Source organism: Nocardia sp. NPDC047038, from assembly GCF_040644075.1.
GTDB lineage: Bacteria > Actinomycetota > Actinomycetes > Mycobacteriales > Mycobacteriaceae > Nocardia > Nocardia sichangensis.
In genome coordinates this window covers 82582-108421 of record NZ_JBEYVQ010000019.1, presented here as the reverse complement: position 1 = coordinate 108421, position 25840 = coordinate 82582, and the positions used below count along the sequence as shown (strand labels likewise).

The window sequence follows — 25840 nt, the reverse complement described above, 5'->3', positions numbered from 1 at the left end:
GGCAACGCCGCCCGATCCAACTTCCCCACCGGCGTCAACGGAATCTCGTCCAACACCACAATCGACGCCGGAATCATGTACCCCGGCAACGACTCGGAGATGAAGTCCAGCAGCGCCGTGGTGTCGAACTCGCCCCCGATGCCAACCGCGTCCGCCTCGGGAAGCACGTAGGACACCAACATGGTCGTGCCGTTCTGCTGCCGCTTGCCCAACGTCACCGCGAACTCGACATCCGGATGGCGGCTCAGCGCGTCATCGATCTCGCCGAGTTCGACGCGGAAACCACGGACCTTCACTTGGAAATCGGAACGTCCCAGTACCTCGATGCCGCCCCCGCCGAGTCGGCGGGCCAAGTCGCCGGTGCGGTACATGCGCGATCCCGGATTGCCCGCCTCGCCGCCGAACGGGTTGGCCACGAAGCGCGCCGCGGTGAGACCGCGCCGGTTGAGGTAGCCCTCCGCCAGCGCGGGGCCGGACAGATACAACTCGCCGATCACTCCGGCCGGGGCCGGGCGCAAGCGGGAATCGAGCACGAACAGACCGAAGCCCGGTATCGCGCCGCCGATGGTGATGGTCTCGCCGGGAACCAGCGGCGCACTGCTGGTCGCGATGACCGTGGCTTCGGTGGGGCCGTAGCCGTTGATGATCGCGCGACCGTTCCCGCTCCACCGGCTGACCAGGTGCGGACCGAACCGATCGCCGATGACCATCACGACGCGCAGGTCCGCGAGCCCCTCAGGATCGACCGATTCCAGCGCGCCCGGCGTGATCAGCATGTGCGTGACGCGTTCGCGCCTCAGCACATCGGCGAGTTCGAATCCACCGAATACGGTCGGCGGCGCGATCACCAGGGTGGACCCGGTGGCGAAGGCGAGCAGCAATTCCAGTACCGACACGTCGAAGTTCGGCGAGCAGATGTGCATCACCCGCGAGCCCTCGGTGACGTCGTAGCGCTCCCGTTCGGACGCCACCATCGCGCCCAATCCGGAGTGGGTGACCACGACTCCCTTGGGCCGACCGGTCGAACCCGAGGTGAAGATGACGTAGGCGGGATGCTGTTCGGTCAGCTGTCGCACCCGATCGGCGTACGAGACCGGGTGCGCGGGCCGCCGTTCGATCCGTTCCCGGTCTTGCGGGTCGTCGAGTTCGATCCACGGGACCGACGTGCCCAGCGCTTCGCGGTACGCGGAAGTGGTCAGGCCCAGCGCCGCTCCGGAATCGGACACCATGTAGGCGATCCGCTCCGGCGGGTAGGTGGGATCGATCGGCACATACGCGGCGCCCGTCTTGGCGATGGCCCACACCGACAGCACCGACTCGATCGAGCGCCGAATGCCGATCGCCACCACGTCGCCGGGGCCCAATCCCCGGTCGATCAACTCCCGCGCCAGCCGCGACGAGGATTCGTCGAGCTCTCGGTAGGTAAGTTGGGTGGTATCGGCGGGATCGCCTGTCGGACTGAACCGGATCGCCACCGTGTCGGCGGCGGACTCGACCGCGGCTGTGAGCAGTTGCCCGAAGAGCAGACCGCCGGAACGGCGACGGCGGTTTCCACGCGCAGAACGGCGGTCCATCTTCATTTCCGTGCTTTCTCCTTCAGGTGGTGCCGGCGCTCGCGGCCGCACACCAACGATCCAACCCACAACCTCGCTACTTGCTCGCACTGGTGTCGCAGACAGCCCGGGAGCTCTCTCGCGAGAAGGCCCGGACTGTTCGGCCCCGTCGGGACAGTACACAGCCGGTAACCCGCTTACGGCACGGCATACGGCGGCGCCGGCGAATTATGCTGTGTTTCACACCTTTCACTGATCAAGTGTGCCAATGCGGCACCGACCCAGACGATGATTCCGGTCGACTTCTTCCGTGGCTAATGCGGCTCCGCCGCGAAGGTTCCGCCCGAAATTCCCAGATGGCAGGCCCGACAGGCGATCACGGCGATAGTTCGGGTTGCGTCTACAACGGTTGCCGTACCGCGATGGTCGCCTCCTGCTCGAATGGCGTGGCGTGCGCGGTCGACAGTCGTGCGAGGAGTGTGGCCGGCGCAAGGAGGCCCGCGGTGATCGCCTTCATGGGGACGAGTATTCGGCGAACCCCTCCGTGCCGCACGACCCCATTCATCGGGGCGCACCGCGTGCCATCCGGCTCGTGGCGGGCGCCCAGCAGCGCTGTCGCGTCGCATCAGTGTGAGTCCAGCGGCTGCAACGACCACGACGTGGCCTCGATGGGCATCGCCGCGGCGGATCGGGCCATGCGGCTGATCTTGGATCCGGTGGTGAATTCGGGATCGGTGCCCATGATGACGCGCCCCTCGCTGTTGACCAGCACCACCCGCTGACCGAATGCCCGGAGTCGCGGAAGCAGGACTGCCTCGATCGAAGCGACCGGAACATCGGCACCGGCGATTCCGACGAAGGCTCCCGAATCGTTCGTCACCGGAATTGCGAAGGTGCAGATGTACTGATCGGTACACGCGTAATCGACGGTCGGCCCGTACGCCCAGCGCCGACCCTGGTCGCGCGGAATCGTGAACCATTCCATGGCCGTGTAGTCGTAGAAGTACTCATTGTGCGGATTCAATTCCAGCACAAGACGTTGCGGTCCGCGGTCGGTGTCGAGGAACCACCACTCCAGGAATCGGGGGCGATCCGCGAGAACGCCGTCGGCCATCACTACGCCCGCGCTTTCGAGCAGTTTTCCACGCCGCTCGAGCTCGCCGACAATGGTGTCGCGCAGCGGTGCGAGGTCGGTCGATCGGGGCGGGCGCTGCAGCTTCTCGGTCGATCTCGCCCACAGTGCCGCCAATTCGGCCCCGATGACGCCCAGCGATCCGTAGACCTCCTCGGCCAGTTCTGTGACGGCGTGGACGAGCGATTCGACGGTCACCGGGGTGGAAGAACTATCGGTATCCCTCATCGATCAACTGAGCTCCAAACGTAGGGCGACGAGGCGGCGGATGCGTGATTCGATTTGTGATTCTGCCAGTTCTCTCGCCCGGGCGTCGTCTTCTCTTTCGATCGCGTCCACCAAATCGCGATGCACGGCGGCTTCGGCGGCGGGGTCGAGTTTCAGTCGGGGTAACCAGAGCAGGGCGGAGAGTTCGGCTTGTAGCGCGACCTGGGCGCGAGTCAAACGGGTGGATTGCGCGCACACCGCCATTTCGATATGGAAGCGGCTGTCGGCTCGGCGGGCCGATATGGGCTCGCTGCTGTCCTTCAGCCGGTCGGCCAGGGATCGCAGCCGCGCGATATCGGCTCGCAACCCGCGGCGTGCGGCGAACACGGCGGCGGCTCCGGTGACGGCGAAGTGTTCGTCCCCCAGATCGCGCAATTCTTGGATGCTCATCTCCTGCAAGCGCACCAGTGAGCTGCTCTCGAGGATCTCCGCCGCACCGCGGATGAAGCTGCCGCCGCCGCGTCCGCGCTTGGTCTGCACGATTCCCTGCTGGCGGAGCACGGCCAGTGCCTCGCGCAGGGTCATCGTCGACACCCCGAGCTGACCGGCGAGATCGGTCTCGCTCGGCAACTGCTGGCCGTCCACCATCAGGCCGAGGCTGATGGCGGCACAGAGTCGCTGCACCACGGCCTCGGTCTTCGGGCCGCCGCCCTCGAGGGGGGCCAGCACGGCGCCGAGAGCGGTCAATCCGGCGCTCTCCTGCTTGGACAACGCGACTCCTCGGTGGGGGATGTAACTCGATCCTAGCCAACGAACACTTGAACTATGAACTCTAGAGTTAGAGGTACACGGTGCGACCGAGTGATCCTGCCCCCGGTCCGCCGCCGATCGCGGTCGCGCCTGACGCTGTGGGCTCCGGCTTCGTCCCCGAAGGTCTCGGTCGCATACCGGCCTGGCAGTGAACTTAACGCAATCATTACCTGCCACGCGTTGAACTATGAAATCTAATGTCTTATGTTCAGACGTGTGGAACTGCCTTTCTGGGCACCGGGACGCGGCGGCGTCACGATCGAAACAGGATTTCCCCATGTTCGAAACGAACCAGAACAGCCATAGCATGCACTACGGTCGCTTCGCCGCGACCGTGCCGAGTCGACGGCCCGGCAGGCGGCGCGGAGGGGAATACGGCCGGGGGCGCGGGTCGGCGCAAGTGCGAGCCGAGCGGACGACGCCGGGGTTTCGACGATGAGTGACATACGCCATACCGAAGTCGACGGTGTATGCGTGACGTGGCGTTTCGTTCACCACCACCTGATCGCGATCGTCGCCGTGGACAAGGCATCGGATGCTTCTCCGTTGGTCGCGTTCGGCCCCGGCAACTACCCTGACCTCGCGCAGGCACGAGAACTTCTTCCGGAGCTGACGCGGCTCTGGGACGCGGTGCGCCGCGAATTCTGGGACAAACTCATCCCACCACTGCCCGTGGTGACCAGGCAACGGGCTTGGGCGTGAGCCGGTTACCTCGGTGAATGCACCGCCTGGACCTGCTCACCATCGCTGTCGCTGAAAGCCGCTCATTTCGCCCTCAGCGGCGGCCGCGCGGCTTCGTATACGCGCGGACCGGGTCTCGGTCCCGCGTGATGGCCCCGTCCACGCGCCGCCGGGCCCGAACACTTCTTCCTGAAGCTGCGCACCTTGCTGTGGCGCCCCGGTCTCGGCGTCGAGCTCGGCGAGGAACAGGTCGCCGCCGCGAACGAGTTCTGGTTCGCTGACTTCACCACGTCGAAGCCTCGTGGCGAACATATGTTTGGGACCACGGTCAGGAGGCATTACCCCAGCGGACAAGCTCGACAAGGAGGTTCAGATGTCGGCTGGAGTATGGGTAATCATCGTCGTCATCGCCATTGTCGTCGTCGCGGCCGTTGTCGCGCTCCTGGTGTGGCCGATGCTGCGCAGACAGCGACTACGCCGCAGATTCGGCCCGGAATACGACCGGACGGTACAGGAGCACGAGGATCGCAAGACCGCGGAGCGGGAACTCGCAGAGCGCGAGCGCAGGCACGCGCAACTGCGGCTACGCGACCTGTCGGACGACGAGAAGCGGGTCTATTCCACCCGCTGGGTAGAGGTGCAGGAGCGATTCATCGACGACCCCGCCGGGGCGTTGACCGAAGCCGACCGCCTCGTCACCACGATCATGTCCGAGCGCGGCTACCCCACGGAGAACTACGAGCAGCAGGTGGCTGATCTTTCCGTGGAGCATGCCGAGCCGCTGGGCCACTATCGCGCCGCGCACGACATCGCGACCCGCCCCGCGGGCACGGCGGTATCCACGGAGGACCGGCGCACGGCCATCGTGCACTACCGGGAAGTGTTCGAAGATCTGATCGGCGTTGGCGGCGAAGGCAAGAAGGACGTGAAAGCATGAGCACCGAATCCGAGCGTCGCCCCTATCACGATGGGGCGGAGGAGAATTCGCCGACAGCAGGTGAGCGGCGGGTCGAGTCGCAGTACGGAGGAACCGAGCAGGCGGACCGTAGTCGGCAAGCCGGACCGGAAGGCGAAACGTCAGCGGCGCGGCGCGATCCCGGGCAGACCGAGGCGTCCCGCGGGATCGGCGAGGCCGAGCCCGCGCAGACCACCGGTACGGCGACCGAATCGAACACGCCCGCAGCGCCCGGATCGGAGCCGGCCCGCGCGGATGCCTCGCGAAGGGATGTGATCGACAGCGAGTGGAGCGACACCGGCACGACTGGGCAAACCGCCGCCCACGGTGCGCCGACGGCCGAAACCGCGGCGGGCGGGCCTGCGCCGTTGTTGCCCGATGCCGATCTCGATCGCCTGCGCACCCAGTGGCGGGAAGTGCAGGTTACCTTCGTCGACAACCCCAAAGACGCGGTCGCTCGCGCGGACGAGCTGCTCGGCGATACCATCCACCAGCTGACCACCACCTACGACCAGCGCAAACGCGAACTGGACGAGCGGCTCGGCGACACGTCCGACACCGAGGGGCTGCGGCAGGCGCTGCGCGGGTACCGGGCGTTCTTCGACCAGTTGCTCTCGATCGGCGGCTAGCCGGAAGCCGTTGGTCATGAAGGTCTTCCGATTGGCCGGCGGGACGGTCGACCGGGCGACGGACTGGGTCGCCCGGCAGGTGAAGGCGCGAGTGCCCACCGCCGACCCCGCCGATCGCGACCCGGAGTTCATCGCCGACACCGTCGATCTGGGCTGGCTTCTCGTGCGCCTCTACTTCCGGGCGGAGGTGCGCGGCTTGGAGCGGGTTCCGGAAGAGGGGCCGGTCTTACTGGTGGGCAACCATTCCGGCGGGAACGTATCGCCGGAAGTCTTGGTGACCACGCTCGCCTTCGTCCGGCGTTTCGGACCGCAGCGGCCCTTCTTCCAGCTCGCCCACGACATGGTGATGGCCTACCCGGTGATCGGCTCGTTGCTGCGCCGCTTCGGAACGGTCAACGCCGACCCGGGTAATGCCGAGCGAGTGCTGCGCGACGGCGCGGCGGTGCTGGTCTACCCCGGCGGTGACTGGGAGGTGCACCGTCCGACGTGGGAGGAGGACCGGATCGACTTCGCGGGTCGCACCGGATTTCTCCGCCTCGCCTGGAACGAGCGGGTTCCGATCGTGCCGGTGGTGAACATCGGTGCGCAGCAGACTCAGTTGGTGCTCACCCGCGGTGATCGGATCGCGCGCGTGCTGCGGCTGGATCGGATGCTGCGGCTGAAGGTGTTCCCGATCTCGATCGCGCTGCCGTGGGGACTCGACCTCGGTGATCTCGCTGGGCATCTGCCGTTGCCCAGCAAGATCACCGTCGAGTTCCTCGACCCGATCGATCTTCGCGACGTGCTGGGGCCCGAACTGGATCTGGACGAGGCCTACCGGCACGTCACCGGAATCATGCAAGGGGCGCTGACCAGGCTGGACGAAGAGCGCGACCTGCCGATCGTCGGCTGACCCGAAACGGCGGCGCGATTACGGCCGCTGTCCGCCACTTTCATGATACCGTTAGTAACATATACTCGCTCGTGTGATGGAGGTCACCATGCGCGACGCCGCGCATGCACGGATCGAATGGTTCGCCGCTCCCGGCACCGAGGGCGGGGGAGCGGCGCTGGACCAGGTGGCGATCATGACCGGCGCCGCCGGACTGGTCGCGGTCGTTCTGCTGTGGATCGGGTATCTCCACCGAACCCGCCGGATCACCTGGTTACAACGCGTCGCCGACCGTCTCGGGCGGCTGCTCAACCGCCCCGGATGGGTCGCCCTTCCGCTGGCGATGTTCCTCGCGACGATCCTCACCGCGTTGCTGGGCTTCATCTGGGATGTCAGCCTGCACGTCGGCAACGGCCGGGACAACGGGCCACTGGCGAATCCGGCGCACTATTTCATCCTGGCGGGATTGTTCTTCCTGTTCACCGCCGGGATGTCGGCGATCGTGCTGCCCCTGGACGAGAAGCCCGGTGCCGCAGCGGTGCGGATCACCCGCACCTGGTACGCGCCCGTCGGCGGCATCCTCATCGCGGGCGCCGGTCTCTACGCCTTGATCGGCTTTCCCCTCGACGACATCTGGCATCGGATCTTCGGGCAAGATGTCACGCTCTGGGGGCCGACGCATCTGATGCTCATCGGCGGCGCCGGGTTGTCACTGATCGGTGTGTTGCTGCTCGAGTTCGAAGGCAGGCACAGCAAACCGGAGCCCGACCGCGCCGACGGCAGGCTGATGTGGCTGCTGCGGTCCTTCGCCTTCGGTGGCTTGCTCATCGGACTGTCGGTATTCCAGGTGGAATTCGACTTCGGGGTGCAGCAATTCCGGCTCGTTCTGCAGCCGATGCTCATCGCCGCCGCGGCCGCGGTGTCCCTCGTCGCCGCCCGTGCGAGCCTGGGGCCGTTCAGCACACTGGTGGTAGTCGGCTTCGCGGCCTTGGTCCGCACCGTGGTGGCCGTGCTGGTGGGCGGACCGATCATGGATGCCCCGCGCAATGTCTTCCCGCTGTATCTCGGCTGCGCGGTCGTGGTGGAACTGCTCGCGCTGCTACCGCTCATCCGGCGGCCGATCTGGTGGGGCGCGCTGTGCGGACTCGGGATCGCGACAGTCGGCCTGTGGCTCGAATCCCTCTGGGTTCGGGCGGTGTACGTCAATCCGTGGCCTGCCGCCATGTGGCCGGAACTGCTGGCGATGGCCGTGCCCACCGGTATCGCGGGTGGTGTCGTCGGCGCACTGCTGGCGATGACGCTGCGCGGCGAACCGCTGCCACGCCCGCCGGTGCGGCGCGGATTGATGGTCGCCGCGGTCGTGATCGTGGCGGCTGCCACCGCCAATGGGCTGCTCATCGACGTGCCGGAGCAGGCGACAGCCACGGTCGCGCTGCGTGACGTCGAATCAGGTTCAGGCGGCAGGATGGTGCTGGCGGACGTCCGCGTCACGCCCGCCGATCTGGTCGGCTCCGACCCCGAATGGATGCAGATCCTGTCCTGGCAAGGTGGCATCGGCAGTGACAGTCCCGGCCGCGGCCTGGTCGTCGACCACCTGCGACGAGTGGGTCCAGGGCACTACGTCTCCACCGAACCCGTCCCGGCTCATGGGTCGTGGAAAACAGTTCTGCGGCTGCAGGACGGGCGCGTCCTGACCGCCGCGCCGATCTTCATGGCCGCCGACCCCGGCATCGGCGTCGACGAGGTTCCCGCGCTCGCGTCGTTCAACCGCCCGTTCATCGCCGAGATCACGGTGCTGCAGCGGGAGCGCTCGTTCGATTACCCGTCCTGGTTGTTCGGCGCGGCATCGCTGGTCGTCCTGGTGTGCAGCCTCGTCCTCGTCGGCGCGCTGTCCTGGGGCGCGGCGCGGATCAACGACCGGTATCCGCACACGAGCCGGACGGCCGTGGCCGAACCGGCGGTCTCGCGATGACCGGGGGCGCCGACGGCGTGGACGTGTTGGCCCATCACTCGCTGCTGCTCGCGATACCGGCCTTCCTGCCCGCCCTGGCCGTGGTCGCCGTCGTCGTGTTCGTCGCCGTGCGAGACCGCCGCGCCGAGGCGCGTGATCGCACATCTGGTTCGCCGTCCGAGCACGGCGCGGAGAAGGAGCGGTGATGGCATCGGTGTGGCGGTGGGGCGCGCTCGTGCTGCTGAGCGGTCTGGTAGTGAGCGGCTGTGCCTCCTCCGATCCCGACACCGCCTCGTCGGCGAGCGGGACGGCTGGAGACTCGGAGAGTCTCGTCGTCGCGGTCCGGATCGCGGCGGGGTCGGTGAGCCCGGCCGATGTCCGCCTCGAGACCCGGGTGGGACGACCGATCGAGGTGGTGGTCGACAGCGACGCCGACGACGAACTGCACGTACACGGCACGCCGCAGCACACGTTCGCGATCACCTCGGGAGCTGGACAGCGGTTCCGCTTCACCGTGGATGTGCCGGGCCGGGTGGAGATCGAACTGCATCACGCGCGGCGAACGGTGGCGACATTGCTCGTTCGCGGATGACGGTTCTCGCGCACGGCATCGGCGGCGCCACGGATCTGCCGATCCCACTGTCGTACGCGCTTGTCGGAGCGGCCTGGGCCTTGACGTTCTCGTTCGCGGTGCTGGTGCTCGCCTGGCGCGAACCGCGGCTGGACCCGCGATCACCGGGAATCGCGCTTCCCTCGGTGGTCGGTGCGATCCTGGACTCCAGGGCGGTCCGGGTCGTGATTTCGGGAGCGAGCGTGGCCGTCACTCTCGTGGTCGTCGCGATCGGTGTCTTCGGAAGTTCGGATCCGGCGCGCAATCCCGTGCCCGGTGTCGTCTACATCTACCTCTGGGTCGGTGTCATGGTCGCCTCACTGGTCGCAGGACCCGTGTGGAAGGTCTTGTCGCCGGTGCGCGCCGTGCACCGCGCCCTGTGCCTGATGCGGCGCCGTCCACCCGCCCAGGGATTGATGCGTTATCCCGGTTCTTGGGGGCAGTGGCCCGCGGTGCTGGGCCTGTTCTCCTTCGTGTGGATGGAACTGGCCTACCCGGAACCGGGTTCGGTGGCCGCCGTGACCACCTGGCTCGTGGCGTATCTCGTCGTGAACACGGCCGGACTGATCATGTGCGGCACCGTCTGGGCCGAGCGTGCCGATCCGCTGGAGGTGTACAGCAGTCTGCTGGGCAGGCTGAGCCCGTTGGGGCGTCGCGATACCGGTGAACTCGTGCTGCGATCGCCGTTGAACAATCTGGCGGGAACTCCGGTCCGGGTGGCCGCGGTGGCCGTGGCCGCCACGCTGCTCGGCTCGACGGCGTTCGACAGCTTCAGCACCTTCCCTTCCTGGCGTGGTCTGCTGGCCGACGCCGGTGGCGGCGGATACGAGTTCCTGCCGACCGTGCTGAAGACGGTGGGGCTGCTGGGTTTCATCGTGGTCGTCGGCGGCCTGTTCTGTACCGCCGCGAGGGCGACCGGAGGCCTGCCCGAAGCCGAGCGGAAACTGCTGTCGGCTCGCCTCGCGTACAGTCTGTCCCCGATCGTCGCGGGTTATCTTGTCGCCCACTACCTCACCTTCTTGGTCGAGAAGGGCCAGGCGACGGTGCTCTTGTTCGCGGATCCGTTCGGACGAGGATGGAACCTGGCCGGACTGGCCGACCGCGACGTCGCCTACCTCTTGTCCACACATCCCGCGGTGCTGGGGACGATCAAGGTGCTGGCCGTGGTGATCGGCCATATTCTCGGCGTCGCCGCCGCGCACGACCGCTGCCTGCGACTGCTGCCGCGGGCCCATCGGGTGACGGGTCAACTGGCTTTGATGCTGACCATGGTCGGTTTCACCTTCACCGGTCTCTACTTGCTCTTCGAGTCCTGAGGCACTCCGAATCTCCCACCGCGACAAGCATTTCGCGCAACGTCTTTGTGGAAGGCTCGCCGCCGCGGTGTCCGCGACGATCGCCGCGGAAGTGGGCGCGCGGGCCACCGTCGACGAGTTGGCTCGTATCCCCGCGCGCACACTCATCGGCGCGACGGACGCGCTCACCCGGAAGATGCCCGAATTCGCGAATCCTGGGGACCGCCTACCTCGGCGCCACCGCCGGGCAGCTGGGTGAACGCGGATCGGCGAGGTGTAACTCGATGATCGAGCGGGAACCGGCCGGAATGACCGAGCCGACCCGTAGACCGGCCGACTCGGCGATCTCACGCAGCCTGCCGAGGGGGCGTTCCCGGCCGCGGACGTAGCACAGCATCCGCAGGTCGCCTTCGGTATCGGGTGCGCCACCGTCGGCATCGCCGATGTGGTCGAGCACGAGCACCTTCCCGTGCTCCGGAACCGCGTCGGCGCAGCGTCGCAAGATGCGAACGGCGGCCTCGTCGTCCCAGTCGTGCAGGACACCCGAGAGCAGATAGCCGCCCGCTCCGGCGGGAAGGGGATCGAAAAAGCTGCCGACCCGCGCGTCGGCCCGGTGGTCGAGGCCTGCCGAGCGAATGGCCTGCTGTGCACGAGCGACCGGGCCTGCCAAGTCGAGCACCGTCCCGCGCAGGTCGCCATGGGCGCGAAGAAGGGCGACGAGCAAGCTGGCGTCCCCTCCACCCACATCGACGAGGTGACCGAGCGCGCCCCATGAGTAGGCGTCGGCCACCGCCGGGGCATCCGCCGCCAACCGGGAGCCCATCAGAGCGTCGAACGACGCTCCCAGCGCGGGATCGGCGGACAGATCTTCCCAGAACGTCCGGCCGAACTGACGTGGAAAGGCGGGCTCACCGGTGCGAACGGTGTGCAACAGCTGGACGAAGCACAGATCGGCGCGCCCGACGGCGCCCTCCAGATCGATCCAGCGCCGCACCCCTTCCGGATGATCGTCCCGCAGGCGCTCACCCAACGACGTCAGCCCATAGCCGCCGGTACTTCCACGAGACAGCACACCGGCGGTCACCAGGTGGTCCAGCAGACGCCCCAGCGCGTCCCGGTCCGCGTCCACAGCGGCGGCCAGCGCCTCGCTCGTCCGCCTGCCCGCGGCGACGTGGTCGGCCAGCCGCAGCGTCGCGGCCACGCGGATGGCCATCGGCGTCACCAGGTCGGCGGCGGCCCACAGCGCCCCGCCCCATTCGATCGGCTCCTCGGCCATAACCCTCCTCGCTCGTCGGCTCCGGGTCGCCGATCACATGGCTCCGGCGGTCAGCGCAGCGGCACCTGCCAGCACAACCGCGTGCCCGCGGTACGCCCGTCCGGTTCGGTACCGGCCGTGATCGTGAAGGTCCCGGCCGCTTCCTCGGCGCGCCGGGCCAGATTCGTCAGACCGCTCGGGGCGACGTCGGTGGGCACCCCGCAGCCGTCGTCCTCGACGACGATGATCAGGTCGTCGGCCACGGTGATCTCGACCGAGACGGTGTCGGCTCCGGAGTGCCGTACGGCGTTGCTGACCGCTTCGCGCACAACGGCTTCGGCGTGATCGGCCAGTTCGGGATCGATGACCGAGAGTGGCCCGCTGATGCGCACGGAGGTGCGGATGCCGCCGCCCGCGGTCTGCTGGCGGATGGCTTCCTCGATGCGTTGGCGCACCCGCGCGCTGTCGCCGCCGTGCAGGTCGAAGATCGAGGTGCGGATTTCTTGGACGACGTCTTGCAGGTCGTTGATCGCCTCGGTGATCCGCTCGCGCACTTCGGGCACGCGGGTGCGGGGGACGGTGCCCTGCAGGCTCAGCCCGACGGCGAACAGCCGCTGGATGACGTGGTCGTGCAGGTCGCGGGCGATGCGGTCGCGGTCGGAGAGGATGTCCAGTTCCCGCATGCGCCGTTGCGCGTCGGCCAGTTGCATCGCCAGCGCGGCCTGGTCGGTGAAGGCGGAGGTCAGTTCGAGGATCTCGTTGTTGTAGGGCGCCGATTCCACCGCCCGCAGCGCGACCAGCACGCCCACCGTGGAATCGGAGGTCTGCATGGGCAGCACGAGTGCGGGCCCGGCGTCGGGGAAGATCTTGCCGAGATCCGCGCGGCGAGCGTCGTCCACCCGCTGGGGAGAACGCTGTCGGAAGGCCTGACCGATGGTGGTGTCTCCCAACGGCAGCTTGATCAGCCGCTGGTCGTGCGTGGCGCCGGCGGTATGTGTGATCAGAAGTTCGGTGATCTCTTCGGGTGGCCCCTCGGAGTCCGGGACGACCGCGAGATAGGTCCGTTCGGAGCCGGTGAGCCGGTGCGTGGCTTCGACGAGGTGGGTGAGGACCTGGCCGGGGGCGGTGCCTGCGAGGAATTCGGTGGTGATGTCGCGGGTGGCTTCGATCCAGGCTTGGCGGGTGCGGGCGGATTCGTAGAGGTGGGCGTTGTCGATGGCGATTCCGGCCGCGGCGGCCAGGGCTCGCACGATGACTTCGTCGTCTTCGGTGAAGGGTTGGCCGCCTGCTTTCTCCGTGAGATAGAGGTTGCCGAATACTTCGTCGCGGATGCGGACGGGCACGCCGAGGAAGGTGCGCATCGGCGGGTGATGGGCGGGGAATCCTACCGAGGAGGGGTGGTCGGCCAGGTTGTCGAGCCGGATCGGTTTGGGCTGGCTGAACAGTAGTCCGAGCACGCCGTGGCCTTGGGGGAGGTCGCCGATCGACTCGCGGGTCGGTTCGTCGATGCCCTCGTAGATGAATTGGGTGAGTTGCTGGTCGTGGCCGCGGACGCCGAGCGCGCCGTAGCGGGCATCGACCAGCGAGATAGCGGTGTGCACGATGGTGCGCAAGGTGCGATTGAGGTCGAGGCCGGAGGTGACGGTGAGCATTGCCTCGACCAAGCCGTCCATGCGGTCACGGGCATCGATGATCTGCTCGATGCGATCCTTGACCTCGCCGAGCAGTTCGCGCAGCCGCAGTTGGGAAAGCGTATCCCGCACGGAGTAGGGGTCGGCCGACGCGTAATCAGTCGCATGCGCCCCTGAAACGCCGTCAGCGCGGCTTCTCGCCATGGCTCAAGAATATTTCACCCGGTTCCGGAAATGAACGCCACCGCCGAGTGGATATGGACACGCCACCGGTCAGGAGTCGATGGTGGAGCCGGACGGCCGGGACCGGAGTTTGGAGGCGTAGACCGCGGCCTGGGTACGCCGTTCCAGGCCGAGTTTGGCGAGCAGGCGGGATACGTAGTTCTTCACCGTCTTCTCGGCGAGGAACATGCGCTGAGCGATCTGGCGGTTGGTCAGTCCTTCACCGAGGAGGTCGAGCAGTTTGCGTTCCTGATCGGTGAGTCCGGCCAGGGGGCCGTCGTGGTGGGTATTGGCGCGTAGTCGTTGCATCAAGGCGGCGGCGGCGCGGTTGTCGAGCAGGGAGCGGCCCGCGCCGACTTCCTTGATGGCTTTGGCCAGCTCCATGCCCTTGATGTCCTTGACGACGTAGCCGCTGGCTCCGGCCAGGATCGCGTCCAGCATCGCCTGTTCGTCGGTGAACGAGGTCAGGATCAAGCAGCGCAGATCGTCGAGCTTGGACAGCAGGTCACGGCAGAGTTCGATCCCGTTGCCATCGGGCAGGCGCACGTCGAGAACGGCGACGTCCGGCCGGAGTGCGGGAATGCGGGCGAGGGCCTGGGCGACGTCGCCTGCTTCGCCGATCACGGTGAGTTCCGGGTCGTCGGAAAGCAGGTCGGCGAGGCCGCGGCGGACGATCTCATGGTCGTCGACCAGAAACACCGTGATCATCGAGTGTCCAATCCGGGAGCGGGGGTGGGGTCGACACTACGCATCGGGCAGGCCGCTCGGTACGGGCCAAAGTCCCTTCCTGCGTGGCGACGGGACTCGCCGCGCAGGCATGTCATTCGCGGTGCGACGCACCGCGCTGGGAAGTATTCGGTAGGACCGGTCGTGGAGCTGCCCGGCAGCGATCAGGTCGGCGCCTCCGAGCGGGCGAGGCCTTCGGCGATCAGGATCCGGTGGGCTTGCTGCGCGGCGGAGACCTGCGCGCTGTCGGGCGGTTCGCCGCCGGAAAGACCTTCCAGGCTGCGGGCGAGCACCGCCACCGCGTCGGTGAGTGCACGTAGCCGGCCGTCCAACTCGTCGAGACGAGACGATTCCGGTCGCGTGACCGGAGTGGCGTCCTGCTGCAAGGTGCCCGCGAGGTCGGCTCCGCGCAGGACGGCCCGCAGATCTTCGGGCAACAGCGCGAACACGTGATCGAGCTGGCCGGGCGAGAACAGATCGGCCAGCGCGTCGGTCACCGCACCCGCGAGAGCGTAGGCCTCGTCTCGGGAGACGCCTGCTTCCAATGCGAACTGATCGAGGAAGGAGGGCACGTCGTGCGGGAAGGGAACGTGTGCGGGCACCCAGCCCTCGTAGAAGATTCCGCGCAGCAGTTCGGGCAGCTGGGCGCTCAGGTGCGCGGCCGCGTTGACACCGATGCGGTCACGCACCGTGTGCAGCCAGGCGCGCAGTGCGCGGTGCGCGAATGCCCGGTCTTCGGTGGCGAGTTCGTCGGTCAGAGTGCGCAGCCACTCGTGCGCGGTGTGCACCGCGGGTGCGAGGGGGTCGCGGTGGTAGCTCATGACGTGTGCCTTTCACGGATGAAATCGTGGTCGTCGAGGTGCGATATCCACGAGACTGCTCGTCCGAGCCGGGGCCGGTGAGAGGACTCCTACCCGCACTGACGGGACCATGGTCACCCCGAATGCCGGATCGCCGTGGACGCGACGTGATCACGTCCGCGCGGGCGACGAGTCGCGGAGGATCGCCAATGCGGCGGCGAGCCGCCGCCGTAGCTCGCCCGCGACGGACCGCAGCCCCGGCTGCGCGGTGACGCAGACCAGCAGTTCCGGATCGGCGACCTCGACCTGTGTGCCGGTGTCGGTCGAGCGCACCACGAGACCGCACGAGAACATCGCCCCGGCGTGGCGGTCGGCCGACAGCGCCCGGTAGGTCAGCTGGGGGTCGCAGACGCCCAGCAGCAGATAGTTCTCGATCTGTTCGCCGATCGTCTCGCGCAGCGTGGCCTGTAGGTCGACTTCGGCGATCACCGCCAGTTCCGCACCGCGCAAGGCATCCCTGGTCCTGCGCACCGCCTCCTCGAAGGGTGCGTCGAGGTGCACCGCGACGGTGGCGGCGGGGGCAACCGGCAACCGGATCTCGGTGAGCAGACGCCGGGCGTCGGTGACCTCGTCCGGGCCGATGAGGTAGGCCTCGGTGGGGGGACCGATCGGCCGGTAGCCGCTGTCGCGCAGCCATTCCTGGAGCGCCTGATACGCGGCGGCGAGGTCGCGGTAGCTGCCGCGGTGGCAGGTGCGAGCGACGAGAGTTCCCGGCAGGACGACCACTTGCGCGCCGGAGCTGGGCCCGAGGTTGGGTGCGGGCTCCACCGCGACGCCGAATTCCACCGCGGCCGCTTCGCCTTGGAGTGTGTCGTCGCGGAAGGTGATCGTCGGCGCGCCGCTGGCGACCAAACCGGCCTGCTGCACGACGCGGGTCACTTCCCGCATTCCCTCCGCGATGTCCTCGCCGAGCAAACCTGGGTCGGGACGAAGCCTGCGTGCCATCCGCAGCACCGTTTCCGGTGCGGACTCGACCAGGGCGATCCGGTATTCCACCGCGTCCTCCTCGATTCGTCGTGCCGTGGGCGCGGGCCGCCGCCCTTCGGGTGTCGGTGGGCTCAGCGGGAGCCGGTGACGGTGAAGACGTCGGTGACCGGGCGCCGGGGAGTCGGCGGGACCATGTCGGCGTCGTCGGGCGCGGTGCCGACACGGAGCAGCACCTGAGGTGTCGCCGGACGGGGAACCAGGCCGGCGAGCAGTCCCCTGGTCGTCGGCAGTTCGGTGACATGGGTGAGCGCGCAGGTCGCCAGACCCGCGGCGGTGCATTCCAGCAGCACGGCCGACAGCGACTCGCCGGTGCGCAGCCAGCGTGTGACCGAATCCCCGTCGGTGCCGAGCAGAACCAGCCGTGCGCGATCGTCGAGCCGGGCCCGTCGCACCGAACGCGGCGCCGGGGGGAACGCGCGCCCGACTCCGACCCGGGCGAATTCCGCGTCGGACACCAGCGCGGAGGCCGGCACGCCTTCGAGCGTCTCCGAATGCCCGGCCCACCATTCCAATTCGGTCTGATACAGCAAGTCCTGGCGGCGCAGCGCACCGATCTGTTCCGAAGCGGCGGCGAGCCGAGGCCGGGCGCTGTCGTCCAAGACGTCGAGTTCCACCTCGTGCGGGGAGGTGAGCATCCGCAGCCGGGGCAGCAGGCCTGCGAAGCCCTGCGGTTCGAGCATCGGCAGCCGGTCGGTGCGGCGCCGGTCGATGACGCGTGCTCGGGTGTGGATCCCCTCCGGCGGGTCGGTCCACGGCCGGAATTCGATCACGGCGAGATGGTCGGGTCGCTGCCGATCCGGCACGCGCAGCGTGTCGGTGTGCCAGCCTTGGTCGGCGAAGGCGGTTCGCGCGTGATGCAGGACGGCTCCGCAGCTGATCACCAGCTGGCGGCCGTGCGGGTCGGTCGAGGGCAGCAGCCGGTCGGCGTCGGTGTAGAGGTGCAGTCGGGTTCCGTCGAACACCCACCGCCACGGCTGGGTGTTGTGCACCGACGGCGCCCGGGTGGCCAGCCGCAACGCAGCCAGCATCACCCGATGCTCGGGTACCGAAATGGCGGGTGCTTCGTCGTTCGCGGTCATGGTTCGAGTCTTCGCGGGATCGTCCGGAGCGGATACGGGCGTTCCGCCCGCGACGCAGGGTCCTTGGTCACCGTCGCCCGCCGGGCCGGTGCGAGGCCGCCGTGACCTTCCGCGCGGCGTTCTACTTCTCGATGTCGGCCACCCCGGCACGGAGGGTCGTCACGCCCCACCACAACAGCCGCAGCGCGAGACCGGCGTAGATCAACACCGCCAGATACACCAGGTCCGCGCCGTAGTCGCGCGCCCAATCGGGCAGCAACAGGACGAGCGCCACGAGCATCCCGATCAGCATGATCGAAGCGAGCACCACCGCGGGAACCGCCAGTGGCACCGAGTCCGGGTCCGGAGTTCCGTCGGATGGACGTGGAGGTATACGACGGGGTGACATAGCACACAGCCTGCTCGGGGGGCGGGTGCGAGGGGAGGGTACTGCTGCCCGTAGAGCGGGGGCTAACGTCCCGATATCGATGTGGCCTCAGTCCACCTCGCCCTGTGGACCGGACATCTCGAGGATCTCCGAGAGTGGACGGCGCGGCGTCAGTGGAGCGTCCTGCGCGGATTCGGGTGCCGAGCCGACCCGGACCAGCACCTGCGGCAAGCCGAAACCGCCGGTCAGCGTGCGGACCAGCGCGCGGCTCTGCGGGACTTCGGTCAGGTGGGTCAGCGGACAGGTCGCGTACCCCGCGAGGGTGCACTCCAGCAGCACCGTGGACAGCACCTCACCGCAGTGCACCACGTCGTCGGGGGTGTCGCTGTCGGTGGAGAGGACCAGGATCACCGAATGGTCGTCGGCGACCTCACCGCGCCGGTCACCGGAGACGGTGGGGAACTTGCGGCCCACGCTCACCCGCTGCCGTTCCTGCTCGGAGATCAGCGACTCCTTGGGGACACCGGCGTCGGCGACGACGTGCCCCGTCCACCATTGCAATTCGGCGTGGTAATCCGGGTCGTAGCGGCGCAGCGACGCGGTCATCTCCGAGGCGCGGGCCAACGTGGGGCGGCTGTCGTCGTGCAGGACGTTCAGCGTGGCGTCGGCGGGATCGAACGTGCTGCGCAGCACGGTTTCGAAATCGGGCCATCCGGGCGGCGCCGCGAACGGCAGCCGGTCGGTGTGCCTGCGCAGGATGGCGTCGGCGCGGGCGCGGTCGGCGTCGGTCACGAAATGCGCCCGATGAAACGTGATGGTGGCGAGATGATTGCGACGATTCGGGTTGGGGAAATGGGCGACGAGGGTGCGCCAACCGGCAGCGGACATGGCCGCGCGGAGATGGCCCAGCGCGACACCGCAGCTGATCAGCATCTGACGACCGGCGGTGTCGGTCGCCGGGAGGCGGCGTTCGGGTACCGCGAACAGCCGCAGCGCTTGGCCGTCGAACGTCCAGTGCCAGGGCTGGCTGTTGTGCAGCGACGGCGCCCGGCCGGCGAGGAGGACGGCCTTCTCGATGGTTTCTCCGGTGGGTAGCTCGTTCATATGGCCGACGGTAGGTCTCCCACGCCGATGGGAAAACAGTCGTTGGTCCCGGATCTCGTCGCTGGTGGCCCCCACGTCAGGCGGTTGTTGCGGACTTTCGTCCCTGGACGGGACACCGGCGGCTCGGTCAGGCTGGAAGTCGTGGGCAACGGTGTGCGGGCGACGCCGCGGATCGATTCGCGCCGCCACGACGCGGTGATCTTCGACATGGACGGGGTGGTGACCGACAGCGCGTCGATGCACGCCGCGGCGTGGACGGAATTGTTCGACGACTTCCTCACCCGGCGTCCCGCCGGCGCCGGACAGGACCGGTCGCCGTTCACCGAAACCGACTACCTCCGCTTCGTCGACGGCAAGCCACGCTATCGAGGCGTCGCGGACTTCCTCGCGGCGCGAGGTATCGCGTTGCCCTGGGGCACCGCCGCCGATCCGGAGACGGCCGAAACCGTATGTGGGCTCGGAAACCGCAAGGATCACCTGTTCCGCGAGCGCGTCGCACGTGACGGTGTCCGGGTGTTCCCGTCGACCGTCGACCTCGTTCGTCGTTTGACGGCCGCGGGCATCGGCACGGGCGTCTTCTCCGCCAGCCGGCATTGCGCGCAGGTGCTCACGGCCGCCGGTGTCGCGGACCTGTTCACGGTGCGGGTGGACGGGAACGATGCCGAGGAATTGGGCCTGGCGGGGAAGCCCGATCCGGCGATGTTGCTCGAGGCCGCGCGCCGACTCGGGGCCGGACCGGACCGGACGGTTGTGGTCGAGGATGCCGAGGCGGGCGTCGCCGCCGGTCGCAGTGGGGGCTTCGCGCTGGTCATCGGTGTCGATCGGCGGGCGAACGCGGATGGGCTGCTGGCGCGGGGAGCCGACGTCGTCGTCGATGACCTCGCTCGGGTGCGGTTGCGCGGGGGCTTCCGGCGGATGTCGGAGCTGCCGGACGTCGAGGAGGGCTGGCGGCGGATAGCCGACCGTCTGAGCACCGAGAAAGTCGCGGTGCTGCTCGACTTCGACGGCACCGTCGCGGATATCGTCCCCGATCCGAATGCCGCCGAACCGGTCGCGGGCGTGGCGGCCGCATTGCGGAAGCTGGCAGCGGAATGCCCCGTCGCGGTCGTCAGCGGACGCGATCTCGCCGATTTGCGTGCCCGCGTCGGCGTCGGCGGAATCTGGTACGCGGGCAGTCACGGCTTCGATCTGGTGGCCCCGGACGGCGCCGGGCACGTGCACGACGCCGCACCCGGCGCCGAGGATGCGCTCGCCGCGGCGGCCGGTGAACTTCGGCGTCGCCTGCGGGATGTTCCCGGAATCCTGGTGGAGCACAAGCGGTTCGCGGTCGCCGTTCACTACCGCAACGTCACGGCGGACCACGTCGGGGGAGTGGTCGCCGCGGTGCACGAGGCAGGGCACACGGCGGGTTTGCGCGTCACCCACGGCAGGCGTGTCGCCGAGCTGCGCCCGGATGTGGACTGGGACAAGGGCGCCGCGGTGCGGTGGATTCTCGACCATCTCACCGTCCCGGTGCTGCCGGTCTATCTCGGCGACGATCTGACCGACGAGGACGCGTTCGATGCCGTCGAAGCGGATGGGCTCGCCATCGTGGTGCGCCACGGGGAGACCGGCGACAGGCACACCGCCGCCCGGTACGCGATCGACGGGCCGCATCGGGTCCGCGACTTCCTCGATCGGCTGGCCCGCAGCCTGCGACCCGATACCGTCGCGGCCGCGCCGGAGTCGTGGACACTCGACTTCGATGGATACGACCCGGCCCGAGAAAAGCTTCGGGAGTCACTGTGCACGGTCGGCAACGGTTATTTCGCCACCCGCGGTGCGGCGCCGGAAGGCGGGGCGGGAGCGGTCCACTACCCGGGTACTTATGTGGGCGGGGTGTACAACCGGCTCTCCGACACGATAACCGGCCACGTGGTCGACAACGAAAGTCTGGTCAATCTGCCGAACTGGCTCCCCCTGACCTTCCGGATCGAACGCGGCCCCTGGTTCGACATCGATACCGCGGATTTGCTGGATTACCGGCAGCAGCTGGATCTGCGCCGCGCCGAACTCGTGCGGCGGTTCCGTTTTCGCGATCCGTCGGGTCGGATCACCGCGGTGACGCAACGCCGGTTCGCCGCCATGCATCGTCCGCATTCGGGCGCGATGGCGACGACGATCACCGCCGAGAACTGGTCGGGCGAACTGACCATCCGCTCGGCGATCGATGGATCCGTGCGCAATCAGTTGGTGCAGCGGTATCGGGACCTGTCCGACACCCATCTGGTGACCGAACACGCCGCACACCTGTCCGCGAGATCGGTGCTGCTCTCGGCGCGGACCGGCGCCTCGAGAACGCCGGTGGCCGTCGCGACGCGCAGCGGTCTGCGACGCGGCGGGGAGCCCATCGACCCGGCATGCGAAGCGATCCACGAGGACGGCCTGATCGGGCACGATTTCACGGTTCCGGTCACCAGCGGGGACGCGGTGACCGTGGAGAAGATCGTCGCCGTGTTCACCGGACGTGACCCGGCCACGGCGGGACCCGACGAGGAAGCCGCGCGCTGGATCGACGCCGTCGACAGCTACGCGGATCTGTTCGAGGGACACGCGGTGGCGTGGGAGCATCTGTGGGCGCGGCTGCGGATCGACCTGGACAGTGCCCAGGACGCGACGCGCGTCGTGCGCCTGCACCTGTTGCACCTGATGCAGACCTTGTCACCGAACACCACGAGCATGGATGTGGGCGTGCCCGCGCGCGGCCTGCACGGTGAGGCCTATCGCGGTCATGTGTTCTGGGACGAGCTGTTCGTCTTTCCCGTGCTGAATCCGCGGTTTCCCGAGCTGACCCGTTCTCTGCTGCGGTACCGCTATCGCCGTCTGCCCGAGGCCAGGCGAGCGGCCGCGGAAGCGGGACTCGCCGGGGCGATGTTCCCGTGGCAGTCCGGCAGTGACGGCCGTGAAGAAAGCCAGCGGATGCATCTGAATCCGCTGTCGAGACGCTGGAATCCGGATCCCAGCCGCCGTGCGCACCACATCGGGATCGCGATCGCCTACAACGTCTGGCAGTACTACCAGGCCACCGGCGACCTGGAGTTCCTCGTCGAATGCGGCGCGGAGTTGCTGGTGGAGATCGCTCGTTTCTGGTCGAGCCTGGCGCGCTACGACGCCGAGCGCGACCGCTACACCATCCGTGGCGTGATCGGCCCGGACGAGTTCCATTCCGGCTATCCGGACGCGCCGGAGGCCGGTATCGACAACAACGCCTACACCAATGTGATGGCGGCCTGGGTGATCCTGCGGGCGATCGACGCGCTCGCTCTGCTGGCACCGCGCGAACGATCGGAGCTGCTGGAGAAGCTGTCGGTGCGACCGTCGGAATCGGAGCACTGGTCCGTGGTCGCTCGGCGAATGTACGTCCCGTTCCACGACGGAGTCATCAGCCAGTTCGAGGGATACGAGCGACTGGCCGAACTCGATTGGGATCACTACCGTCGTCGATACGGCAACATCCAGCGGCTGGACCGGCTACTCGAGGCCGAGGGCGACGATGTCAACCGCTATCGGGCCGCCAAACAAGCCGATGTCCTGATGCTGTTCTATCTACTGTCGGCCGACGAACTCCGGGAACTGCTGGGACATCTCGGATACGAACTGCCCGGCGAGATGATTCCGCGGACCATCGACTACTACCTGTCGCGCACGTCGCACGGCTCGACGCTCAGCGCGCTGGTGCATTCGTGGGTGCTGGCGCGGGCCAACCGGGAGCGCGTCGTGGAGTTCTTCGATCTGGTGCTCGGCTCCGACGTCGCCGATATCCAGGGCGGAACCACCGCGGAGGGGATTCATCTCGCCGCGATGGCGGGCAGCGTCGATCTGCTGCAACGGTGTTTCACCGGTATGGAACTGCGCCGCGACCGGCTGGTGTTCTGCCCCTATTGGCCGGAGTCCTTGGGCGCCTTGTCGTTTCCGATGATCTATCGCGGCCATCGGCTGACCGTGCGCGTCAGCGGCGATGGCGTCGAGATCGGCTCGGATCCCGGCGCGTCGCCGCCGATCGAGGTCACCTGCCGGGACCAGACCGCGCGGCTCGAGGCGGGAGCGACGGTCCGGCTGCCGATGAACTCGGTGAGCGAGTGATGATCACCGGCTCTTCCGCCGGTGCGGCGGCACCGCTCGCCCGCGGTCGTCAGCCGGGGGTGCCCATTGGTCGAGTCGTTGATCTCGTGCGTCGTTCCGGTGCCGGCAATCCGGGTGCGAGATCCGGTCCAGTTCGGTGTGGGCGATGCGCGCGGCCCAGGCACGGGCGCGTTCCAGCTCTCCTGGCCCGGGCGGGCCGGTCGAGTCTTCGAGGAGGAAATCCATCGGGTCGTCGGCGAGGGAATAGCCCAAACGCCGTAGTCGTTTTCCGATGCCGCGTGCGGTCGATCCGGGTAGCCACGACTGACCGGCTGGCTTGGTGGCGAACGCGATGGCAGTGTGCCCCCGCGGAACGGGCAGTGCCGCTTCGAGCCACTCCCGGACACCGATGTCGGCGATCAGCACATCGGTTCGCTTGGCGGCGTCGCGGCGGGTACGCCGACGGCTGAGCCGGAAGGTGCGGGTCGGTCCGCCGACCACGAGCAGATGCACCTTCGGAGCGGGCACTTCGGCGGCCGCGGCCACCGGCACGACTTCGACGTCGGCGTGCTCGCGCAGCCCTTCCGCGATGGCTTCCGCGACCGCCGCGGTGTTGCCGAACATCGATTCGTAGACGACTCGTGCGCGCATGGCTGGCTCCTCCGCACCGCGCCTTGCCGAACGCGGGTACCACGGACGCTATGCGGCGGGAAAGACCGTGCACAGAGTCGAACCGACACTTGCCGAGGGACCTTGGCCCCGTCCTCGGCGTGTGATCGGGCGGGTTCGGAGATCACGGATCAGAAACCGGCGTGAGCTGGCTGCTCGATTGGGCGAAGGAATACTGGTGGAGTTTCCTGGTCCGGGATATGAGCCTCAATCATGAGCTCGCTGCCGGCCGCCCTCATCGATCGCGTCAGGAGATGACCGAGGTACACCGCACGGTGACCGGCGCGGCGCCGATCGAGCCCGCCGGGGCAGCGGACGGCCGCGCGGTTATCGATGCGCCCATCTTTTCGCCGCGGTGTGGTCGTGGGTGGGAATGACCTCGACGTCCGCGGGCAGGCGGTGCAGGCGGTGGATCGCTGCGAACGCGGCGGATCGGTCGTGGTCGACGAGAAGCCCTGGCAGCGGGGGTTTCTCGCGCAGCAGCCGGATCTGCTCCCGCCGCCAGACGGCGTCGCCCGCCAACAGCACGGTGCCCCCGTCCGCTACCGCGAGAACGAGCCCGATGCTGCCAGGGGTGTGCCCGGAGAGGTCCACCGCCAGCACCGAGCCGTCGCCGAAGAGGTCGTGGCTGCGGGAAAAGGTGAGTACGGGAGGCCCGTCGAGGTCGAAGGACGGCGTCGGTCGTGAGCCGAGCGACTCCGCGACGCCCATGGGGGCCGTCTCGGGGTTCGTCGCCCATTCCAATTCGGCCGTGGTCACCCGCAACGCGAGGGATGCCGGCAGGTCGAGCAGTCCGGCCACGTGGTCCCAGTGGATGTGCGTCGCGATCGCGAAGTCGAGTGCGTCCACGGGGACAGCGGACATCGCGAGCGAATCAGCTAGGCCGACAAGCGTTTTACGTGGAGCGACGAGATCGCGATACGGGCGGCGCAGCTGCGGCAGCACCCGGGCGTGTACGTCGGCGCACATCGCCGGATCGACCACGAAACGAGCCTGTGGGTGTTCGACCAGAAAACTGGTCATAGCGATCGCTACCGCGGGCGGCCGCAACGCTCCTTCGATCACCCCGTAGGCCGGCGCGGGCCGCACACCGTGGATGAGCGCAGTCAGCCGGACCTTGGCTCGCGCCGGGGGCAATCCCGCGTCGGTGAGCGTGTCGAGCAGCTCCGTGTCGCGACGTCGCGGCTGCAGCGTGCGCCACGGCATCGACATCCCGGCGGCGCAACACGACCACCACGTCCCGGCGGTACCGGTCCGCGCCGTCAACGGCCCCGCTGATGGCAGATCCACACCGGCCCCTTCCAGCCCGACCGGCAGCGGCACGGCCGACGAACAGCTTTCTCAGGCAAACCACGATGTTAACTCAGGTTCCGGCAGTCGACCGGTGCGCGATCGCGGACCCGCAGCGCGCCGGCGGGATGCGCGCGATGATGGAGGGGTGCGCACCCGCTTCCACGATCACCTCGAGCAGCTCGCCGACCACTTGCGAGCGATGTGCGTGCGCAATCGGGAGGCCATCGCGATGGCCACCGACGCCCTTCTCGGCGCGGATCTGGAGCTGGCCGAACGCACCATCGACTACTGCGCCGAAACCGCCGCTATGCGCGAGGACGCCGAGCACGCCGCGGTCACCCTTCTCGCCCTCGAAGCTCCCGTCGCGGGGGAACTGCGGCAGGTGGTGACGGCGCTGCAATTGGTCGATGACCTCACCCGGATGAGCGCGCTGACCGAGCACATCGCCGACGCCGCCAGACGCAGGCATCCCGCCGACGTGGTCCCCGAACCGGTGCGAGATCTGGTGACCCATATGGGTGCGGCGGCCGTCGACCTCGCCGACGCCGCGGTCGGTGTGCTGACCACCGCCGACCCCGGCGACGCAGCTGACCTCGACGCTCGCGACGACACCATGGACGATCTACACCGCGACCTGCTGGCGGCGATCCTGGCCGAAGGATGGGACAACGGCACCGCGGCCGCGGTCGACGTCACTCTGCTCGGCCGCTATTACGAACGCTTCGGCGACCACGCCGTCGAGGTGGGTCGCCGCACCCTGTACATGACCACCGGGCGCCGCCCGGACGACGAGGTCGCGCAATCGCTATAGGACCGCGAATCGTGGGTGCGCGGAACGGAATTCGTTGCGCT

The 25840-nt window shown here is 68.2% G+C and carries 23 protein-coding genes; 10 read left to right on the top strand and 13 right to left on the bottom strand.

Going from position 1 to position 25840, the window contains the following annotated elements:
- The 3 genes from ABZ824_RS34745 to ABZ824_RS34735 all read right to left on the bottom strand — a co-directional run.
- Positions 1–1580 (bottom strand): amino acid adenylation domain-containing protein (locus ABZ824_RS34745; protein ID WP_356968524.1); only part of this gene is annotated, 1580 nt, incomplete at its 3' end.
- Positions 1581–2178: 598 nt separating this feature from the next.
- Positions 2179–2913 (bottom strand): cache domain-containing protein, encoded by a 735-nt coding sequence (locus ABZ824_RS34740; RefSeq protein WP_356968522.1) that lies wholly within the window; start codon positions 2911–2913, stop codon positions 2179–2181.
- Between the two features lie 3 nt (positions 2914–2916).
- The gene (locus ABZ824_RS34735; protein ID WP_356968520.1) at positions 2917–3663 is read right to left on the bottom strand and encodes a GntR family transcriptional regulator; all 747 of its coding nucleotides are present in this window, start codon (positions 3661–3663) and stop codon (positions 2917–2919) included.
- A 474-nt stretch (positions 3664–4137) separates the two neighbouring features.
- Between ABZ824_RS34735 and ABZ824_RS34730 the strand changes: the two genes are divergently transcribed.
- The 8 genes from ABZ824_RS34730 (at position 4138) to ABZ824_RS34695 (ending at position 10715) form a co-directional block, all read left to right on the top strand.
- The gene (locus ABZ824_RS34730) at positions 4138–4404 is read left to right on the top strand and encodes a hypothetical protein (protein ID WP_355079431.1); all 267 of its coding nucleotides are present in this window, start codon (positions 4138–4140) and stop codon (positions 4402–4404) included.
- Between the two features lie 352 nt (positions 4405–4756).
- Positions 4757–5320 carry a hypothetical protein gene (locus ABZ824_RS34725; RefSeq protein ID WP_355079429.1) on the top strand — a complete coding sequence of 188 codons (564 nt, stop codon included), beginning with the start codon at positions 4757–4759 and terminating at the stop codon, positions 5318–5320.
- Complete coding sequence (locus ABZ824_RS34720; RefSeq protein WP_356968518.1) at positions 5317–5967, top strand: hypothetical protein; 651 nt, start codon at positions 5317–5319, stop codon at positions 5965–5967. The genes ABZ824_RS34725 and ABZ824_RS34720 overlap by 4 nt, the downstream gene beginning before the upstream one ends.
- A 16-nt stretch (positions 5968–5983) precedes the next feature.
- Entirely contained in the window at positions 5984–6859 is an 876-nt protein-coding gene (locus tag ABZ824_RS34715; protein ID WP_356968516.1) for a lysophospholipid acyltransferase family protein, read from the top strand.
- An 88-nt stretch (positions 6860–6947) separates the two neighbouring features.
- Positions 6948–8810, top strand: a complete 1863-nt coding sequence (locus ABZ824_RS34710) for a hypothetical protein (protein ID WP_356968526.1) — start codon at positions 6948–6950, stop codon at positions 8808–8810.
- Positions 8807–8995, top strand: a complete 189-nt coding sequence (locus ABZ824_RS34705; RefSeq protein WP_356968514.1) for a hypothetical protein — start codon at positions 8807–8809, stop codon at positions 8993–8995. Before ABZ824_RS34710 ends, ABZ824_RS34705 begins: the two co-directional genes overlap by 4 nt.
- Positions 8995–9381, top strand: coding sequence for a hypothetical protein (locus tag ABZ824_RS34700; protein ID WP_356968512.1), 387 nt, complete (start codon positions 8995–8997; stop codon positions 9379–9381). The genes ABZ824_RS34705 and ABZ824_RS34700 overlap by 1 nt, the downstream gene beginning before the upstream one ends.
- The gene (locus tag ABZ824_RS34695) at positions 9378–10715 is read left to right on the top strand and encodes a hypothetical protein (RefSeq protein WP_356968511.1); all 1338 of its coding nucleotides are present in this window, start codon (positions 9378–9380) and stop codon (positions 10713–10715) included. The genes ABZ824_RS34700 and ABZ824_RS34695 overlap by 4 nt, the downstream gene beginning before the upstream one ends.
- Positions 10716–10920: 205 nt before the next feature.
- Here ABZ824_RS34695 and ABZ824_RS34690 read toward each other — a convergent pair whose 3' ends face one another.
- From ABZ824_RS34690 to ABZ824_RS34655, 8 genes are all read right to left on the bottom strand, one after another.
- Positions 10921–11970, bottom strand: a complete 1050-nt coding sequence (locus tag ABZ824_RS34690) for a methyltransferase (protein ID WP_356968509.1) — start codon at positions 11968–11970, stop codon at positions 10921–10923.
- A gap of 50 nt (positions 11971–12020) precedes the next feature.
- The gene (locus tag ABZ824_RS34685; protein ID WP_356968507.1) at positions 12021–13784 is read right to left on the bottom strand and encodes a GAF domain-containing sensor histidine kinase; all 1764 of its coding nucleotides are present in this window, start codon (positions 13782–13784) and stop codon (positions 12021–12023) included.
- 69 nt (positions 13785–13853) lie between these two features.
- On the bottom strand, positions 13854–14510 hold the full coding sequence (locus ABZ824_RS34680) for a response regulator transcription factor (protein ID WP_355079413.1): 657 nt from the start codon (positions 14508–14510) through the stop codon (positions 13854–13856).
- A gap of 182 nt (positions 14511–14692) precedes the next feature.
- On the bottom strand, positions 14693–15349 hold the full coding sequence (locus ABZ824_RS34675; RefSeq protein WP_356968504.1) for a DUF2267 domain-containing protein: 657 nt from the start codon (positions 15347–15349) through the stop codon (positions 14693–14695).
- A 150-nt stretch (positions 15350–15499) separates the two neighbouring features.
- Positions 15500–16384: a DUF302 domain-containing protein gene (locus ABZ824_RS34670; protein WP_356968502.1), complete on the bottom strand. Its 885-nt coding sequence runs from the start codon at positions 16382–16384 to the stop codon at positions 15500–15502.
- 62 nt (positions 16385–16446) lie between these two features.
- Positions 16447–17454 carry a hypothetical protein gene (locus ABZ824_RS34665; protein ID WP_356968501.1) on the bottom strand — a complete coding sequence of 336 codons (1008 nt, stop codon included), beginning with the start codon at positions 17452–17454 and terminating at the stop codon, positions 16447–16449.
- A gap of 121 nt (positions 17455–17575) precedes the next feature.
- Positions 17576–17785 (bottom strand): hypothetical protein, encoded by a 210-nt coding sequence (locus ABZ824_RS34660; RefSeq protein WP_356968499.1) that lies wholly within the window; start codon positions 17783–17785, stop codon positions 17576–17578.
- A gap of 144 nt (positions 17786–17929) precedes the next feature.
- Complete coding sequence (locus ABZ824_RS34655) at positions 17930–18925, bottom strand: NAD(P)H nitroreductase (RefSeq protein WP_356968497.1); 996 nt, start codon at positions 18923–18925, stop codon at positions 17930–17932.
- A gap of 141 nt (positions 18926–19066) precedes the next feature.
- Here ABZ824_RS34655 and otsB point away from each other — a divergent pair, with 141 nt between their 5' ends.
- Positions 19067–23047 carry a trehalose-phosphatase gene (otsB, locus tag ABZ824_RS34650; protein ID WP_356968495.1) on the top strand — a complete coding sequence of 1327 codons (3981 nt, stop codon included), beginning with the start codon at positions 19067–19069 and terminating at the stop codon, positions 23045–23047.
- A 3-nt stretch (positions 23048–23050) separates the two neighbouring features.
- Here otsB and ABZ824_RS34645 read toward each other — a convergent pair whose 3' ends face one another.
- Positions 23051–23677, bottom strand: a complete 627-nt coding sequence (locus ABZ824_RS34645) for a flavodoxin family protein (RefSeq protein WP_356968493.1) — start codon at positions 23675–23677, stop codon at positions 23051–23053.
- Between the two features lie 345 nt (positions 23678–24022).
- Positions 24023–24985 (bottom strand): MBL fold metallo-hydrolase, encoded by a 963-nt coding sequence (locus ABZ824_RS34640; RefSeq protein ID WP_356968491.1) that lies wholly within the window; start codon positions 24983–24985, stop codon positions 24023–24025.
- A gap of 148 nt (positions 24986–25133) precedes the next feature.
- Here ABZ824_RS34640 and phoU point away from each other — a divergent pair, with 148 nt between their 5' ends.
- Positions 25134–25799 carry a phosphate signaling complex protein PhoU gene (gene phoU, locus ABZ824_RS34635; protein WP_356968489.1) on the top strand — a complete coding sequence of 222 codons (666 nt, stop codon included), beginning with the start codon at positions 25134–25136 and terminating at the stop codon, positions 25797–25799.
- Positions 25800–25840 lie beyond the last annotated feature (41 nt).